The organism is Novosphingobium bradum (assembly GCF_042646485.1).
Classification (GTDB): Bacteria; Pseudomonadota; Alphaproteobacteria; order Sphingomonadales; family Sphingomonadaceae; genus Novosphingobium; species Novosphingobium bradum.
In genome coordinates, this window is the sequence record NZ_JBHRTQ010000007.1 from 144,117 (window position 1) to 159,411 (window position 15,295).

At 68.5% G+C, this 15,295-nt stretch carries 16 protein-coding genes; 9 read left to right on the forward strand and 7 right to left on the reverse strand.

Annotation, left to right across the window (positions count from 1 at the left end):
* Window positions 1-62 precede the first annotated feature (62 nt).
* The 5 genes from ACFOD9_RS06620 (at window position 63) to ACFOD9_RS06640 (ending at window position 3,409) form a co-directional block, all read left to right on the forward strand.
* Window positions 63-863: a CmcJ/NvfI family oxidoreductase gene (locus tag ACFOD9_RS06620; RefSeq protein WP_379509301.1), complete on the forward strand. Its 801-nt coding sequence runs from the start codon at window positions 63-65 to the stop codon at window positions 861-863.
* Window positions 864-939: 76 nt separating this feature from the next.
* Complete coding sequence (locus ACFOD9_RS06625; protein WP_379509302.1) at window positions 940-1,503, forward strand: hypothetical protein; 564 nt, start codon at window positions 940-942, stop codon at window positions 1,501-1,503.
* A 91-nt stretch (window positions 1,504-1,594) separates the two neighbouring features.
* On the forward strand, window positions 1,595-1,888 hold the full coding sequence (locus ACFOD9_RS06630) for a DUF1330 domain-containing protein (protein ID WP_379509303.1): 294 nt from the start codon (window positions 1,595-1,597) through the stop codon (window positions 1,886-1,888).
* Between the two features lie 68 nt (window positions 1,889-1,956).
* Window positions 1,957-2,595 carry a TetR/AcrR family transcriptional regulator gene (locus tag ACFOD9_RS06635; protein WP_379509304.1) on the forward strand — a complete coding sequence of 213 codons (639 nt, stop codon included), beginning with the start codon at window positions 1,957-1,959 and terminating at the stop codon, window positions 2,593-2,595.
* A gap of 16 nt (window positions 2,596-2,611) precedes the next feature.
* Entirely contained in the window at window positions 2,612-3,409 is a 798-nt protein-coding gene (locus ACFOD9_RS06640; protein ID WP_379509305.1) for an SDR family NAD(P)-dependent oxidoreductase, read from the forward strand.
* A gap of 9 nt (window positions 3,410-3,418) precedes the next feature.
* On the opposite strand, the gene cofC is transcribed toward ACFOD9_RS06640, so the two are convergent.
* Genes cofC through cofH form a run of 5 tightly spaced genes read right to left on the reverse strand, consistent with a single transcriptional unit; the run spans window position 3,419 to window position 8,771 of the window.
* Window positions 3,419-4,018, reverse strand: a complete 600-nt coding sequence (cofC, locus tag ACFOD9_RS06645) for a 2-phospho-L-lactate guanylyltransferase (protein ID WP_379509306.1) — start codon at window positions 4,016-4,018, stop codon at window positions 3,419-3,421.
* Window positions 4,015-4,938 carry a 2-phospho-L-lactate transferase gene (gene cofD / locus ACFOD9_RS06650; protein ID WP_379509307.1) on the reverse strand — a complete coding sequence of 308 codons (924 nt, stop codon included), beginning with the start codon at window positions 4,936-4,938 and terminating at the stop codon, window positions 4,015-4,017. The genes cofC and cofD overlap by 4 nt, the downstream gene beginning before the upstream one ends.
* Window positions 4,935-5,705 (reverse strand): coenzyme F420-0:L-glutamate ligase, encoded by a 771-nt coding sequence (gene cofE / locus ACFOD9_RS06655; RefSeq protein ID WP_379509308.1) that lies wholly within the window; start codon window positions 5,703-5,705, stop codon window positions 4,935-4,937. Before cofE ends, cofD begins: the two co-directional genes overlap by 4 nt.
* A 50-nt stretch (window positions 5,706-5,755) precedes the next feature.
* Window positions 5,756-6,421, reverse strand: a complete 666-nt coding sequence (gene npdG, locus ACFOD9_RS06660; protein WP_379509309.1) for an NADPH-dependent F420 reductase — start codon at window positions 6,419-6,421, stop codon at window positions 5,756-5,758.
* Window positions 6,414-8,771 carry a 5-amino-6-(D-ribitylamino)uracil--L-tyrosine 4-hydroxyphenyl transferase CofH gene (gene cofH / locus ACFOD9_RS06665; protein ID WP_379509310.1) on the reverse strand — a complete coding sequence of 786 codons (2,358 nt, stop codon included), beginning with the start codon at window positions 8,769-8,771 and terminating at the stop codon, window positions 6,414-6,416. The genes npdG and cofH overlap by 8 nt, the downstream gene beginning before the upstream one ends.
* A gap of 352 nt (window positions 8,772-9,123) precedes the next feature.
* Between cofH and ACFOD9_RS06670 the strand changes: the two genes are divergently transcribed.
* Window positions 9,124-9,747 carry a PilZ domain-containing protein gene (locus tag ACFOD9_RS06670; RefSeq protein ID WP_379509311.1) on the forward strand — a complete coding sequence of 208 codons (624 nt, stop codon included), beginning with the start codon at window positions 9,124-9,126 and terminating at the stop codon, window positions 9,745-9,747.
* Between the two features lie 4 nt (window positions 9,748-9,751).
* Here the strand turns inward: ACFOD9_RS06670 and ACFOD9_RS06675 are convergent, their stop codons facing one another.
* Window positions 9,752-10,846, reverse strand: a complete 1,095-nt coding sequence (locus tag ACFOD9_RS06675) for a helix-turn-helix transcriptional regulator (RefSeq protein ID WP_379509312.1) — start codon at window positions 10,844-10,846, stop codon at window positions 9,752-9,754.
* 81 nt (window positions 10,847-10,927) lie between these two features.
* Between ACFOD9_RS06675 and cysD the strand changes: the two genes are divergently transcribed.
* The 3 genes from cysD to ACFOD9_RS06690 all read left to right on the forward strand — a co-directional run bounded on the left by cysD (window position 10,928) and on the right by ACFOD9_RS06690 (window position 14,662).
* Window positions 10,928-11,848 carry a sulfate adenylyltransferase subunit CysD gene (cysD, locus tag ACFOD9_RS06680; protein WP_379509313.1) on the forward strand — a complete coding sequence of 307 codons (921 nt, stop codon included), beginning with the start codon at window positions 10,928-10,930 and terminating at the stop codon, window positions 11,846-11,848.
* Window positions 11,849-11,945: 97 nt separating this feature from the next.
* Complete coding sequence (gene cysN, locus ACFOD9_RS06685) at window positions 11,946-13,892, forward strand: sulfate adenylyltransferase subunit CysN (protein ID WP_379509314.1); 1,947 nt, start codon at window positions 11,946-11,948, stop codon at window positions 13,890-13,892.
* Window positions 13,892-14,662, forward strand: coding sequence for a 3'(2'),5'-bisphosphate nucleotidase CysQ (locus ACFOD9_RS06690; RefSeq protein WP_379509315.1), 771 nt, complete (start codon window positions 13,892-13,894; stop codon window positions 14,660-14,662). Before cysN ends, ACFOD9_RS06690 begins: the two co-directional genes overlap by 1 nt.
* 40 nt (window positions 14,663-14,702) lie before the next feature.
* Here the strand turns inward: ACFOD9_RS06690 and ACFOD9_RS06695 are convergent, their stop codons facing one another.
* On the reverse strand, window positions 14,703-15,197 hold the full coding sequence (locus ACFOD9_RS06695) for a flavin reductase family protein (RefSeq protein ID WP_379509316.1): 495 nt from the start codon (window positions 15,195-15,197) through the stop codon (window positions 14,703-14,705).
* Window positions 15,198-15,295 lie beyond the last annotated feature (98 nt).

The window sequence follows — 15,295 nt, forward strand, 5'->3', positions numbered from 1 at the left end:
GGACCTGATGTCGGGCAGACGATCCGGGTGTGCAGGACAATCGAGACGAGAGGATAGCCAAGATGAGCAACGTGGTGACGCCTTCGATCAAGGCTACCGTGAACTACCAGGCCGATCGCGCGGGGGCCGGGGTCTATTCGACCTGGACCCCGGAGCTGACCTCGCTCAAGCTGAAGCCGGTCGAGACGCGGGTGGTCGATATGCGGGCGCTGTCGCCCGCGCCGACGCTCCAGCGCGAAGGGTTCGCGCTGGTTGACCACGCGGTTACGGGGGATTGGGCCGACAAGGCCTGGCTGGAATCGGCCTATGTCGAAAGCTGCGTGGAGCTGGCCAGGCGGGTGACTGGCGCACCGATCGCATTCCCGATGTACTTCCCGGTCCTGCGTAGCTCCGATCCGTCGAAGGGCGTGGACCCGGCCGGATTCCTGCACATCGACCAGCCGCGCGACACCTATTTCCCGCAGGTCGAGGCCAAGGCGAAGGAGCTGGGCCACACCATCAAGCGGGCCGCGATCATCAACGTGTGGAAGGCGATTACCCCGCCGCCGCAGGATCGGCCGCTGGCCATCGCCGACATCCGCGCGGTGAAGGCGGAAGATCACGTGCGCGGGCTGAACGTGGAACAGGGGGGCGACAACCGGCGGATCAACGTGGACTTCGTGGGCATTGCCGTGCCCGACGAGCCGCTGACGCTGTACTACGCTCCCGAGATGACGATCGGCCAGTCGCTGGTCTTTGTCGGGGCCGATTTCGACTGGTCGCATCCCGAAGGCTGCGCCCATACTGCGGTGGCGGTGCCCGATGCACCCGGGCTGGTGGCCCGGCAGAGCGTGGAGCAGCGGATCGTGGTCATCTACGAGTAATCCGGCTGGATGGCAGCGGGCGGGCTGCAAACCCGTCCTGCGACGGGCCATCGCCCCGGGGAGAGGGAGCAAAACATTGATTGACGTGAACGTGATCGAGACCGCCAAGGTCTGGCCGGTGCTGCACGAGCGGCTGGTGAACGAAACCGATGCGCGCAAGCGCGGGATGATCGGCGAGATCGTGCGCCACATGGTGGGCGAATATTGCGGCGATACCCCGCTGATCATGGATACCCTGATCGCCGAGCCGGTGTTCCACTATTGGGGCCATGCGCGCCAGAAGGGGCCGGTCGGCTATGACGAGACCTTCCGGAACTACCAGGCCTCGGAGCAGGCCAACCGCAACCTGGTGATCGAGCGGGTGCTGGTCGACGGGGACCTGGTGTTTACCGACGGCGTGTTGCAGATCGCGCTGACCTATGACCGCGCGGCCGATATGTGCGGTGCCGAGGCGGCCAAGGGGCTGGATCCAGCGAAGCACTATCTTGCCGAGATCCGGCTGGGGATCGTCTGGCCGTTTGCCGAGAACGGCAAGATCATCGGCGAGGACATCTATTTCGCCACGACCGCGCAGGTGGCAGGTCCGTGCGATCCGGAAAAGCGCCTGTTTCCCGGCCCGGTGGTGAACAAGGCGGCTTGATCCGGGCGTGGCGAACGGACAGGGCAGGCCAGGGCGCACGCCGAAAGGTGCGTTTCCGCCCGCCCGCCGGGCACAGTTGAGGGACAGGATCATGCCGGCATTTGCTGTTTTCATCCGCGAGGAGACCACTGACCCCGCCGAGCTGGCGCTCTACCGGAGCAAGGCGGGGGCAACGATGCAGGGCCATCCGGTGACCCCTCTGGCCGCCTATGGCGCGATCGAGGTGCTGGAAGGCCCGCAGATCGAGGGGGCGGTGATCCTGCAGTTCCCGACCATGGCCGAGGCGCGCGCCTGGTATGAGAGCCCGGCCTATGCCGAGGCGCGCGCGCACCGGTTCGCCGGCGCGAAGTTCCGCGCCTTCCTGGTCGAGGGGATCGCGCGCTAGGCTTGGCGCCCCGGCGATCCTGCCGGGCACCCGTATTCCCGATCCGCCGAACAGACAGGTTGGCCGCAATGCCCAAGATCCGCACCGCAACGCTCAACGATCACCACGACGCGGTGTGGGCCGCGATCGTGAAAGCGCTCGAACGGCTGCTGGCCGAGAAGACCTATGACGAGCTGAGCGTGGGCGAGATCGCGGCTGCGGCGGGCATGGCGCGCAACACGCTCTACAATTACGCCCCCGACAAGGCGACCCTGGTCGCCAAGGCCGCGGAAATTTCCAACCAGGACTTCTACGAATCCATCCGCGAACTGGCCGATGGTCATGATGCTCCGCCTCGTAAATTGGCCAGGATCATGGCTGCGGTGATAGGCTGGTACGGCGCCACCGAACACCGACCTTTGTTGGTGCAAACGCTGTTCAGGCCCGTGCCCGACGAGGTGCACAAGCGGGCCGGCGCGCCGATGGTAAGGGCGTCGCGGTTTGTCGTGCGCGTGGTCGAGGAGGGGCTGGCATCCGGCGATTTCCGCGGGGCGGACAATGCGGAAATGATGGAGGATTTCCTCGCTGGCGCGATCACCCGCGCGGCGATGCGGGTGGTCGAGGCGCCCGAGCAAGCGGCGACGATCTCGGCCGAGATGCAGGCTTTCGCGCTCAGGGCGCTGGGCTGCGCGACGCCGCTGAGCCTCGTCCAGCAAGACAACCCATAGGATGCAAGGAGAAGGCATGACCCAGGACAAGCCATTGACCGGCAAGGTCGCCATCGTGACCGGCGCGGGCGCGGGGATCGGGCGGGCCATCGCGCTTGCCTATGGCGCGGCGGGGGCCAGGGTGGTCGTCGCCTCGCGCACACCGGCCAGCGTGGCGGCGGTGGTCGGCGAGATCACCGGCGCGGGCGGGGAAGCGCTGGGGGTGACCTGCGACGTGGGCTTCGCCGACCAGATCCAGGCCATGGTGGACAAGGCCGTGGCCGCCTTCGGCGCGATCCACATCCTGGTGAACAATGCCCAGGCCTTCGGCACGCCGTCCGAGCCGCGTTTGTCGTCGCGGCGGATGCCGCTGGAGGCGACCGACGAGGAGCAACTGGAATTCGTCTTCCGCACCGGGGCGATGGCTTCGTTGTGGGCGATGAAGGCGGTTTTCCCGCACATGAAGCAGGCCGGTTATGGCCGCATCCTCAACTTCGGGTCGAGCGCGGGCTATTCGGGCGCGGCCGGAACGGTGGCCTACAACATGACCAAGGAAGCGGTCCGCGCGCTGACCCGCACCGCGGCGCGCGAATGGGGCCAGCATGGCATCACCGCCAACGTGCTGGTGCCGTTCCTCAAGACCAAGGCCTCGACGGATTCGCTGGCCGACGTGGCGATGCCGGAGGATGCCATGGCCTCGCGCCTGCCGGTGCGCCGCTGGGGCACGGCCGAACGCGACCTGGCACCGCTCGCGGTATTCCTCGCCGGCGAAGGATCAGGCTACATCACCGGCATGGATTTCACGGTCGAGGGCGGCCACACGCTCAAGCCGTGACGGCCTGGTTCAGCCCCGCCATTCGGGGGCGAGAAGGGCGAGGTCAGCCGGGGTATCGAGATCGCGGGCAAGGCCGGGGCGTTCAACCACGGTGAAGGCGAGGCCGCGCGCCTCGGCCTCGGCGCGGTGGGCGGCGAGGCTGCCGGGGCCATAGCGATAGGGAATCAGGCCGGGGCGGCGCTGGAGCAGGGCATTGGTGCCCTCGACCAGGCTGTCGGTCGCGCAGACCACGTCGCCGGGGGCAATGATCAGGGCAGCGAGATCATCGGCGCCAAGCTGGGGCAGGTCGACGCTGAGCGAGAGGATCGGTCCGTCGCCCGCGGCGGCAAGGACGGTGCTGGCCTGTTCGAGCGCGGCATTGAGGCCGTGGCCGGTTTCGACGATCGCCTGGGCGCCCACGGCCCTGGCCCGGTCCAGCAGGTCGGCGCTGCGGCTGACCACGTGGACCGCCGGCGCGCCGACCGCCGCCACGGCAAGGCGCAGCACGTGATCGAACAGGCTGAGGCCCAGCGCCATGCGCTGTTCGGGCGAGAGGGCGGCGGCAAGGCGGGTCTTGCCCAGCGCGGGCGCGCGGGCCGGGATGAGCACGCGCAGGCTGCCGGCGGTCATGCCAGGCGCCGGGCGAAGGCCAGCACTTCGGCGGCGAGGCGCTGCTGGCCGGCATCATCGCGCATCAGGATATCGGTGTGCAGCAGGGCCGGGCTGGCAAGCTCGGCGCGATCGGCGTGATCGATCACCAGCCCGTCGATCAGGTCGCCATAGTGGGCGGCGATGGCGGCCGGGCCGGGCTCGAGGCCGAGTTCGCGCATGATCTTGGCGGCCGGTCCCTTGACCGCCTGGCCGGCGATGAACGGCGAGATGGCGACGCAGGGCACGGCGCGGGCGGCAAGCGCCGCCGCGATGCCGGGGACCGCGAGGATCGGGGCGAGGCTGAGCAGCGGGTTGGACGGTGCGATCAGGATCGCTTCCAGCGCCGGATCGGCCAGCGCGGCGAGGACGGCGGGGTGGGGCCGGGCCTGGTCGGCCCCGGCGAAGCGGATGGCGCGGAACACCGGCTCGCAGCGGCGGCGGACGAAATAGTCCTGGAAATTGAGTTCGCCCTCGTCGGTCAGCACGCGGGTGCGGACCGGATCGTCGGTGACGGGCAGGATGGCCTGCGCGATGCCGCGCGCCTTTGCGAAATCGGCGACGATGGCGGAGAGCGGCTCGCCGGCGGCAAGACGGTGGGTGCGGAGCACATGGGTGGCAAGATCGCGGTCACCCAGGTTGAACCAGGCCGGGCCGCCGAGCTTGCCCAGCGCATCCATGAAGCTCCAGGTTTCCCCCACCTGGCCCCAGCCCAGTTCCCGGTTGTTGAGATTGGCGAGGGTATAGGTGACGGTGTCGAGATCGGGGCAGATCCGCAGCCCGAGATGATCGAAATCATCGCCCACGTTGACCACGACGGTGAGCTGGCCCGGGCCAAGCAGGGCCGCCAGGCCATTGGCGAAGCGCGCGCCGCCCACGCCCCCGGCGAGGACCACGATCACGGGAACAGGTCCAGCGCGCGCGGGCGCACGAGATCGGCGGCCGAGCCGGGCGCGGCGGGCAGGGCCAGTCCGCGCACCAGCACGGCCGGGGTGCCCTCGGCGGCCTGGCCCATGACCAGCGAGGCGGCGGCGGCCACTTCGTCGGCGAGGCCCAGTTCGCTGGTTTCGAGGTTGCGGCCATAGAGGTCGGGGCGGCCGCGCAGGTCGAGCAGGGCGGGCAGGCCGGCGACGCCGATGGCCGTGCCCAGGGTGCCCGAGCGCCAGGCTCGGCCGAGACTGTCGATGATGATCACCGCCACCGCCTTGCCCGTGCGCTGCGCCAGGGCGGCGCGCAGGCGCTGGCAGGTGGCATCGGGATCGAGCGGCAGGAGCAGGGCGACCGGGCCGCCGGCCTGATCGACGTTCGACTGGTCGATCCCGGCATTGGCGAGGACCAGGCCCAGGCGGTGGCGCACGATCAGCACGCCCTTGCGAACGCGCATGACCTCGTCGGCTTCGGACAGGATCAGTTCGACCAGCCGCGGATCCTTGTCGCACTGCTGGCCGATTTCCACCGCGCGGGGGCCAGGGGTGACATCGGCCAGCGGGACCAGCCGGCCTTCCGCCTTGGAGACGATCTTCTGCGCCAGGACCAGCACATCGCCATCGGCGAGCGCGAGGCCGGCTTCCTCGAGCGCACCGCCCAGCACGGCGCCCAGATCGTCGCCCTCGGCGATCAGCGGGATACCGGCAAGCGGGAGCAGGGTGACGGGCGTGGGCTGGCTCATGCGTGGGGTGCACCTAGCGCTCCGGGGGGCGCCAGGGCAAGCCGCGAGGCTCAGATGCCGGTGATGCGGATGCCGGAGCCGGGCACCTTGTAGCGCCGGTTGAGCGCGATCAGGATCGAGGTAAGCCCTTCGGCAACCACCGAATTGGCCAGCGGCCCGGCGTTCCAGGCACGCAGGCCGATCTCGCGGGCGAGTTCGACCACGGTATCGGCGGCGGCGGGATCATTGGCGCAGACCAGCACGTCGCAGTCCATCTCCTGGTCGAGGTGGGCGAGGTGGTGGGCCGAGATGTTCTGGAAGGCCGAGACGACGCGCACGCCATCGCCCAGCATGGTCTGCACGGCCTCAACCGCCGAGCCGCCATTGGGCAATTGCACCACGCTGACCTTCGGCGGGACCAGCGGCACGGTGACATCGATCAGGATCTTGCCCTGGAGGTGCCCGGCCACTTCGGCAACGGCGGCCTGCTGGCCGGCGAAGGGCACCGAGAGGACCACGATTTCAGCGGCGGCGGCGGCATCGGGGTTGGTGGCGCCGCGCGCGTTGCCGGTGCCCAGCGTTGCGTTCATCGCATCGGCGGCTTCCTGCGCGCGCTCGGCCGAGCGGCTGCCGATGATGACCGGGTGGCCCTTGTGCGCCCAGCGCAGGGCGAGGCCATTGCCTTCCTTTCCGGTTCCTCCAAGGACGGCGATGGTCGGCAGGGCATTGTCAGGCATCGGTGAGGACTTCCTTGTGGGGCGCGCGGGCGCGCTTGCGCGGCGCGGTCTGGACGAGGGGGGCAAGCTGCGGCGCGGCGAAGCCGCGGGCGCGGACATCCTCGGGCACTTCGCCATAGAGCGTGGTGCGCTGGCGCGGGATACGGCCGAGCGAGCGGATCAGCGCTTCCATCGCCTCGGGCGGCATTTCCTGGCCATGCTGGGCACCGGCGGCGCGGCTGATGCTTTCATTCATCAAGGTGCCGCCGAGATCGTTGGCGCCGCCTTCGAGGATCGCGCGCACGCCATCGGGGCCGAGCTTGACCCACGAGGTCTGGATCGAGGTGATGTGCGGATGAAGGGCGAGGCGGGCGATCGCGTGCATCAGGCGCACTTCGCGCCAGGTGGGGCCGAGCCGGGTCTGGCCCTTGAGCGCCATCGGCGATTCCATGGGCACGAAGGGCAGCGGCACGAATTCGGTGATCCCGCCGGTGCGCTGCTGGAGCTCGCGCAGGCGGATCAGGTGGCGCGCCCAGTGGCGGGGGCTGTCGACATGGCCGAACATGATGGTCGAGGTGGTCTTGAGGCCGACCGCGTGGGCCGTGCCGATCACGTCGAGCCATTCGGCCGTGTTCAGCTTGTCGGGGCAGATGACGGCGCGGATCTCGTCGTCGAGAATTTCCGCCGCCGTGCCGGGCAGGGTGCCGAGCCCGACCGCCTTGAGCCGGGTGAGGTAGGTGGCGAGATCGAGGCCGAGCGTGGCCGCGCCCTGGCGGATTTCCAGTGGCGAAAAGGCATGGATGTGCATCTGCGGCACGGCTTCGCGCACCGCGCGGGCAAGATCGATATAGGTCTGGCCGGTATAGTGCGGGTGGATGCCGCCCTGGAGGCAGACCTCGGTGGCGCCCCGGTCCCAGGCTTCGCGGACCCGGCGGATGACCTCGTCCTGATCGAGGTCATAAGGGCGGCCGCGCAGGGCCTCGGCCATGTCGCCCTTGGAGAAGGCGCAGAAGCCGCAGCGGTAGGTGCAGATGTTGGTGTAGTTGATATTGCGGTTGACCACATAGGTGATGGTCTCGCCGTTAACTCGGCGGCGCAGGTCATTGGCGGCGGCGCAGATGTGTTCGACATCGTCGCCGCGCGCCGCGAACAGGGTGACGATCTCGTCCTCGCCAAGGAGATCGCCGGCCTGAGCGCGTTCGATCAGGCCGGCCACTGCGGGGCTGGCCGGGCGGCTGGGCTCACGCCGTTCGCGCGCCGGCAAGGCAATGCCGGGCGACCATTCATCCGCGCGGGCGAAGCCTTCGGCATCGGATGCGGCGAGGAGGGCGCGGCGCAGGGCGGGATCGATCCAGCGCTCGCCCTGCCAGCCGGGATAGACCGGCAGGCGCTGGACGAGATCGCGGCCCCGGGCCTCGGTCACTTCACGCAGGCGGGCGATCTCGGGCCAGGGCGCTTCGGGATTGACGTGATCGGGGGTGACCGGGGAGACCCCGCCCCAGTCGTTGATCCCGGCCTCGACCAGCTGGCCGAAATCATCGGACGAAAGGTTGGGCGGAGCCTGGATGTTCATCGCCGGGCCAAGGATCAGGCGGGCCGCGGCGATGGTCCACAAGAGGTCGTCCATGCCGGGCTCGGGCGCGCCGGCCATGGGGGTGCGCTCCTTGGCGCGGAAGTTCTGGACGATGACTTCCTGGATATGGCCATATTGCGCGTGGAGATCGCGGATGGCGATCAGCGCCTCGATCCGTTCCTCGCGCGTCTCACCGATGCCGATCAGCACGCCGGTGGTGAAGGGGATGGCCAGTTCGCCGGCGAGGCGGATCGTTTCAAGCCGCGCGGCGGGCGCCTTGTCGGGCGAGCGATAGTGCGCGCCGCCCTTTTCGCACAGGCGCTCCGACACGCTTTCGAGCATCAGGCCCATCGAGGCGGAGACCGGGCGCAGCGAGGCCAGTTCCCCGGCGGTCATCACCCCGGCGTTGACGTGGGGGAGGAGGCCGGTTTCGGCGAGGACCGCCGCGCACATCTCGCGCAGGTAGGAGATGGTGGTGGCATGGCCCAGGGCAGCCAGTTCGTCGCGGGCGGCGGCGAAGCGCAGCTCGGGCTTGTCGCCCAGGGTGAACAGCGCCTCGGTGCAGCCGGCGGCCTGGCCGGCGCGGGCCACGGCGAGGACTTCCTCGCGGGTGAGATAGGCGCGCTCGCCCTTTTTCGGCGGCTGCGAGAAGGTGCAATAGTGGCACAGGTTGCGGCACAACTGGGTGAGCGGGATGAACACCTTGCCTGACCACGACTGGATGCGGCCATGCCCTGCATCGCGCGAAGCGGCCGCGCGGGCGAGCAGCGTGGGCAGGGGCGCGGAAAGTTCTTCCATCCAGGCAGCCGCGCTATTGTCCAAGGCCGGTCCTCTCCGAGCGGCCCCGGATGGGCCGATTGTCGCTGGTAATCCCGCTAGGCCGGGTTCGGTGCGCGGTCCATTATCTAATCCGGGTGAACCGATACTTTTTGCGTCTGGCATATCCGGCTTTCTGTTTCCGCAAGGTGGGCAGGGTCGCGGGGAAGTCAATCCGTTGCAGCGGTCCGGGGGGGGCTCGCGAGAGGGGTTCATGGCGCCTGATATCGATTTTATGCTACTGACATCACATGAATTTTTAAGCTTTCGGTAAAGGTTGGACAGGATAGTGGGGCGCGCGCTGTGGGAAGCGGCGCAGCCAGGGGGTCGCAAGATGATGAAGCTCGCGCGCGAATTCGATTCGCACGACGTTGCCGGGCGCGGCGACGCGTTCCAGGAGCGCCGCGCCACGCCGCGGGTCACCGTGATGATCCGTCCGGCCAAGCTGATCGCGGACGACCGCGAGTTCCTGTGCGTGGTGCGCGACCTGTCGGACAGCGGGCTCAAGCTGCGCCTGTTCCATGCCTTGCCCGATCACGAACGCCTGACGATCGAATTCGAGAGTGGCGAGCGCCATGCCATCCGGATGATCTGGCAGGCAGACGAACTGGTGGGCTGCGGCTTCGTCGATGACGTGGACCTGCCGCGCCTGATTGCCGCCCACGAGGGGCCGTATCCGCGCCGCCAGCCGCGCCTCCAGATAGCGCTCGACGCCGTGCTGTGCACCGGCGGGCTGCGGACGCCGATCACCCTGCGCGACCTGTCGCAGCGCGGCGCGGCGATCGACTGCCCGGGGTGGCTGATGATCGACGAACTGGTGCGGATCGAGTGCGAAGTGCTTCCCACGATCCATGCCAAGATCCGCTGGCGCCGGCCCCCGCGCTATGGGGTGGTGTTCGAGCAGACCTTCCGGCTGGAGGAACTGGCCCTGGCCTGTGCCCGGATTTCGGCGGCCTGACGGTCTAGCTGGCCGTGGGGCGCGGCGCGGCGGCGAAGGGGGCCACGCCGCCCAGGATCAGGCGAACAAGGTCGGCCTGTCCGCGGGCGCCGGTCTTGGCATAGATGCGTTTGGAATAGTTGCGCGCGGTCTCGGGGGTGAGGCCCAGCGCCACCCCGGCCGGGACCAGCGCCGCGCCGCGGCTGAGCGCGACGGCAAGATCGCCTTCTTTCGCGGACAGGCCGTATAGCCCGATCAACGCGTGGGCGAGGGCAGCATCATCGTCAACCGGCGCCCGGCTGAGCGCGACGATGCCGTGGGGCAAGGTCATGGCCGCCGCGCTCGCCGGGGCCGAGCGCAGCAGCACAGCCTCGCTCGCAGGGCCGGTTCCGGGCAGGACGGCGTGACGGTCGGTGCCCGAGGTGACCGCGGCCAGGGCGTCGGCCAGCGGCTGCCCGGCCCGACTGGCCAGGCGCAGCCGGGTCCCCGGCTCGGCCCCGGGTAGGCCGGGCCGCGACCGGTCGGCCACCACGACCTGGCCGCCGGCATCGAGCAGGGCCTGGCTGACGCCCAGCGCGGCGAGGGCGTCTTCGGCCATTTCGGCCCGGCGGCGCAGGGTGTCGAGCTCGCGGCCGAGTTGCAGCGCCGTGGCGATATGCGGGCCGAGGCCGGACAGGAGCGCGCCGTCGGCGGCAGTGAAATCGCGGGTGGCGTGTTCGATCACCACCAGGGCCTCGGCCGAAGCGCCGGCGGGCACCTGCATGGCGCGGGCAAAGCCGATGCCGGCGGCCGAGAGCTGCGCGCCGGCCCGATCGCGGCTTTCGCCGCCAAGCATATCCAGCACTTCGTCAAGCGTGTAGACGCGCAAGGGGCGCAGCACGGCGCCAAGAAACCGGGGGTCCAGCCGGGGGGCGACCGGTGGCAGGGCCGGGCTGAAGGCCGTGCCGCGGAACCAGCAATCGAGCGTCATCTCGGCAGGGCCGCGCAGCAGCAGGCCGGCCCGCTCGGCTCCGGTGCGGGCGGCGAGGCGGCGGGTGAATTCCTGCCAGGGCGGCTGTTCGAGCAGGCCGGCATGGAGCGGGACCAGCAGATCGCGTTCGTCGCTGGGGGCGAGGGTCATACCGCTTGCTCCCATATGGGGGCATCGCTGTCAATCGAACCGAGTCATCACGCCGCCATACCGCAGGCCAGAGGATATGCGATGAGCAGTGCAATCGGCAGGAAAAGCCTGACCCACCTTGAGCGTCTCGAGGCGGAAGCCATTCATATCATTCGTGAAGTGGTTGCAGAGGCGGAGCGTCCGGTAATGCTCTACTCGGTCGGCAAGGACAGTGCGGTGATGCTGCACCTGGCGCGCAAGGCCTTCTATCCCAGCCCGCCGCCGTTTCCGCTGCTCCACGTGGACACGACCTGGAAGTTCCAGGAAATGTACAAGCTGCGCGACAGGATGGCCGAGCTTTCGGGCATGGAACTGCTGGTCTACCACAACCCCGAGGCGATGGAGCGCGGGATCAACCCGTTCGACCACGGCGCCCTCCACACCGATATGTGGAAGACCGAAGGCCTGAAGCAGGCGCTCGACAAGTGGCAGTTCGATGCCGCTTTCGGTGGCGCGCGCCGCGACGAGGAGAAGAGCCGCGCCAAGGAGCGCATCTTCAGCTTCCGCACGGCCAGCCACGGCTGGGACCCGAAGAACCAGCGCCCCGAGCTGTGGAACCTCTACAACGCCCGCAAGAACAAGGGCGAATCGATCCGCGTCTTCCCGATCTCGAACTGGACCGAGCTGGACGTGTGGCAATATATCCACTTGAACGACATCCCGATCGTCCCGCTCTACTTCGCAGCCAGGCGCCCGACCGTGGAGCGCGACGGGATGCTGCTGATGGTCGACGATGACCGTTTCCCGCTGAAGCCCGGCGAGGTTCCGGTGGAACGCTCGATCCGCTTCCGCACCCTTGGCTGCTACCCGCTGACCGGCGCGGTGGAGAGCGAGGCCAGGACCTTGCCAGAGGTGATCCAGGAAACCCTGCTAACCACCACCTCCGAGCGCCAGGGCCGCGCGATCGACAAGGACGCCGGCGGCGCCGGCATGGAAGTGAAGAAGCAGCAGGGGTATTTCTGACGGTCCCAGCAGGCCGTCACCCCAGCGCAGGCTGGGGTCTTTTGCCCCAGGTTGGATGCTATCGAGGGAGATCCCAGCCTACGCTGGGATGACGAATATGAGCGACGACACCACCACCGATCCCGTCTATGTCACCGATGCCCTCATCGCCGAGGATATCGACGCCTATCTCGAAACCCACCAGCACAAGACCATGCTGCGCTTCATCACTTGCGGGTCGGTGGACGACGGCAAGTCGACCCTGATCGGGCGGCTGCTCTATGACAGCAAGATGATCTTCGAGGACCAGCTGGACGCGCTCCAGTCGGATTCGAAGAAGGTGGGCACGCAAGGACAGGAGATCGACTTCGCCCTGCTGGTCGACGGCCTGGCCGCCGAGCGCGAGCAGGGGATCACGATCGACGTGGCCTATCGCTTCTTCAACACCGAGAAGCGCAAGTTCATCGTCGCCGACTGCCCCGGCCACGAGCAGTACACCCGCAACATGGTGACCGGCGCCTCCACCGCCGACCTGGCCGTGATCCTGATCGATGCGCGCAAGGGCGTGCTGGTCCAGACCCGGCGCCATTCCTACCTGTGCCACCTGATCGGGATCAGGAACCTGGTGCTGGCGGTCAACAAGATGGATCTGGTCGACTACAGCCAGGAGGTCTTCGACAGCATCGTGGCCGACTATGCCGAGTTCGCGAAGTCGATCGGGATCGAGAGCTTTACCGCCATGCCGATTTCCGGCTTCAAGGGCGACAACATCACCACCCGCTCGGCCAATACGCCGTGGTACTCCGGTCCGACGCTGGTCGATCACCTGGAGACGGTGGAGGTCAACTCGGCGCGCGACGCGGAGAAGCCCTTCCGCCTGCCGGTGCAGTGGGTGAACCGGCCGAACCTCGATTTTCGCGGTTTTTCGGGCCTGATCGCAACCGGCTCGGTCAAGCCGGGCGATGCGGTGCGGGTGCTGCCTTCTGGCAAGACCAGTACGGTGACCCGGATCGTGACCATGCCTGCGCCGGGCGCGGCCCCGGGGGATGGCGATCTCGACGAGGCGGTGGCCGGCCAGTCGGTCACGGTCTGCTTTGCCGACGAGATCGACTGCTCGCGCGGGAACGTGATTTCCATCGCCGACAATCCGCCCGAAGTGGCCGACCAGTTCGAGGCGACGCTGGTCTGGCTCAACGACGAGGCCATGCACGTGGGCCGCAGCTACTGGCTGAAGCTGGGGGCGCAGACCGTTTCGGCCACGGTCCAGCAGCCGAAATATGCGGTCAACGTCAACACGATGGAGCACATCGCGGTCAAGACGCTGGATCTCAACGCCATCGGCGTGGCCGAGCTGGCGACCGACAAGCCGATCGTGTTCGAGGCCTATGTTCAGAACCGCAGCCTGGGCGGGTTCATCCTGATCGACAAGCTGACCAATGCCACCGTGGCGGCAGGAATGCTGCACTTCTCGCTGCGCCGTTCGCAGAACGTCCACTGGCAGGCGCTCGACATCGGCCGCGAGGCCCATGCCAATCTCAAGAACCAGAAGCCGGCGGTGCTGTGGTTCACCGGCCTGTCGGGTTCGGGCAAGAGCACGATCGCCAACCTGGTCGAGAAGAAGCTGCACCGGATGAACCGGCACACCTTCCTGCTCGATGGCGACAACGTGCGCCATGGCCTCAACAAGGACCTGGGCTTCACCGAGGCCGACCGGATCGAGAACATCCGCCGCGTGGGCGAGGTGGCCCGGCTGATGACCGATGCCGGGCTGATCGTCATCACCGCCTTCATCAGTCCGTTCCGGGCCGAGCGCGAGATGGTGCGCGCCCTCGTTCCCGAGGGCGAGTTCTTCGAGGTGTTCATCGACACGCCGCTCACCGTGGCCGAGGAGCGCGACGTGAAGGGGCTCTACAAGAAGGCCCGGTCCGGGCAGCTCAAGAATTTCACCGGGATCGACAGCCCCTATGAGGCGCCGGTGAACCCCGAGGTCTATATCGACACCACCCGGATCACGCCCGAGGACGCGGCCAACCTGATCGTCGACACCCTGCTGGGAGACGCATGATGAGCCAGGATGCCGCGCCGACCAGTCCCACGGCCATGACCGACGCGGAGCTTGCCGCTCACCTCGCCGAAGTGGCGGGGCGGCTCCTGCTCGAAGTGCGCGCCTCGGGGGTGCTCAGCCTCAAGGCGCTGGGCAAGGCCGGCGATGCCACGGCCAACCAGTTCCTGGTCCACGCCCTGCGCGAGCAGCGGCCCGACGACGGGTTGCTCTCGGAAGAGGAGAAGGACAATCCCGAGCGGCTCGCCAAGGGCCGGGTGTGGATCGTCGATCCGGTGGATGGCACCCGCGAATATGGCGAGGAGCGCAGCGACTGGGCGGTGCACGTGGGCCTGGCGATCGATGGCGTGGCGAGCGTGGGCGCGGTGGCCCTGCCGGGCGCCGGCGTGGTGTTGCGGACCGATGCCCCGGGCACGGTCCCGCCGGCGCCCGAACGCCTGCGGATGGTGGTCAGCCGCACCCGCCCGGCGCGCGAGGCCACAGAGGTGGCCGCGCGGATCGGGGCGGAGCTGGTGCCGATGGGTTCGGCCGGGGCCAAGGCCATGGCCGTGGTGCGCGGCGAGGCCGACATCTACCTGCATTCGGGCGGGCAGTATGAGTGGGATAGCTGCGCTCCGGTGGCCGTGGCCCTTGCCCACGGCCTGCACTGCTCACGGATCGACGGCCGGGAACTGGTCTACAACCAGGCCGATGTCTATATGCCCGACCTGCTGATCTGCCGGAAGGAACACGCCGAGCTGGTCCTGGGGCAGGTGGCGGCGGTCGGCGGGTGAACCGGCGACCTTGACCCTGGCCGGGGGCTGCCGGTGACGGTCAGTCCAGGCTGGCGAAGCCGCCGTACTGGCCGCGGAAGAACAGCATCGGATCGGCATCGCGGCGCGCTTCGAGGCCCAGCACCCGGCCCAGCACCATCCAGTGGTCGCCCGCTTCGGTCACCGATTCGAGGCGGCATTCGATCGACACCGTGGCGCCTGCGAGGACCGGCAGGTTATGGGCCGAAAGCTCGTATTCGATGCCGGCGAACTTGTCCGGCCCCGGGCGGGCGATCTGGCGGCACAGCTCGGTCTGGTCGCTGGCAAGGACGTTGACGCAGAAATGCCCGGCCCTGGCGATCAGCGGCCAGGAGCTGGAGCCCTTGTCGGGAAAGAAGCCGACCAGCGGCGGATCGAGCGAGACCGACGAGAACGAGCCGACAACGAGGCCGCAGGGTTTGCCATCCTCGCCCATGGCGGTGATGACGCAGACCCCGGTGGGATAGTAGCCCAGCACCTGGCGGAACGTTGCCGCCTCGATCGCCATCTCGCTCATCAATCCTCCATCGGCCTGTTTGAACCTGCCATGGGCAAAGCCCGGCGGCGAGGCAAGAGGACTTGTGGGGGAGGTGCTTGCCAAGCGCGCGATCCCGG

Bases quoted from the DNA above. Each gene is read 5' to 3' on its own strand.
- ACFOD9_RS06620 (WP_379509301.1), top strand. From the start codon at position 63: ATGAGCAACGTGGTGACGCCTTCGATCAAGGCTACCGTGAACTACCAG.
- ACFOD9_RS06630 (WP_379509303.1), top strand. From the start codon at position 1,595: ATGCCGGCATTTGCTGTTTTCATCCGCGAGGAGACCACTGACCCCGCC.
- ACFOD9_RS06635 (WP_379509304.1), top strand. From the start codon at position 1,957: ATGCCCAAGATCCGCACCGCAACGCTCAACGATCACCACGACGCGGTG.
- ACFOD9_RS06640 (WP_379509305.1), top strand. From the start codon at position 2,612: ATGACCCAGGACAAGCCATTGACCGGCAAGGTCGCCATCGTGACCGGC.
- cofC (WP_379509306.1), bottom strand. From the start codon at position 4,018: ATGACCGCCGGCAGCCTGCGCGTGCTCATCCCGGCCCGCGCGCCCGCG.
- cofE (WP_379509308.1), bottom strand. From the start codon at position 5,705: ATGAGCCAGCCCACGCCCGTCACCCTGCTCCCGCTTGCCGGTATCCCG.
- npdG (WP_379509309.1), bottom strand. From the start codon at position 6,421: ATGCCTGACAATGCCCTGCCGACCATCGCCGTCCTTGGAGGAACCGGA.
- cofH (WP_379509310.1), bottom strand. From the start codon at position 8,771: ATGGAAGAACTTTCCGCGCCCCTGCCCACGCTGCTCGCCCGCGCGGCC.
- ACFOD9_RS06670 (WP_379509311.1), top strand. From the start codon at position 9,124: ATGATGAAGCTCGCGCGCGAATTCGATTCGCACGACGTTGCCGGGCGC.
- ACFOD9_RS06675 (WP_379509312.1), bottom strand. From the start codon at position 10,846: ATGACCCTCGCCCCCAGCGACGAACGCGATCTGCTGGTCCCGCTCCAT.
- cysD (WP_379509313.1), top strand. From the start codon at position 10,928: ATGAGCAGTGCAATCGGCAGGAAAAGCCTGACCCACCTTGAGCGTCTC.
- cysN (WP_379509314.1), top strand. From the start codon at position 11,946: ATGAGCGACGACACCACCACCGATCCCGTCTATGTCACCGATGCCCTC.
- ACFOD9_RS06690 (WP_379509315.1), top strand. From the start codon at position 13,892: ATGAGCCAGGATGCCGCGCCGACCAGTCCCACGGCCATGACCGACGCG.
- ACFOD9_RS06695 (WP_379509316.1), bottom strand. From the start codon at position 15,197: ATGAGCGAGATGGCGATCGAGGCGGCAACGTTCCGCCAGGTGCTGGGC.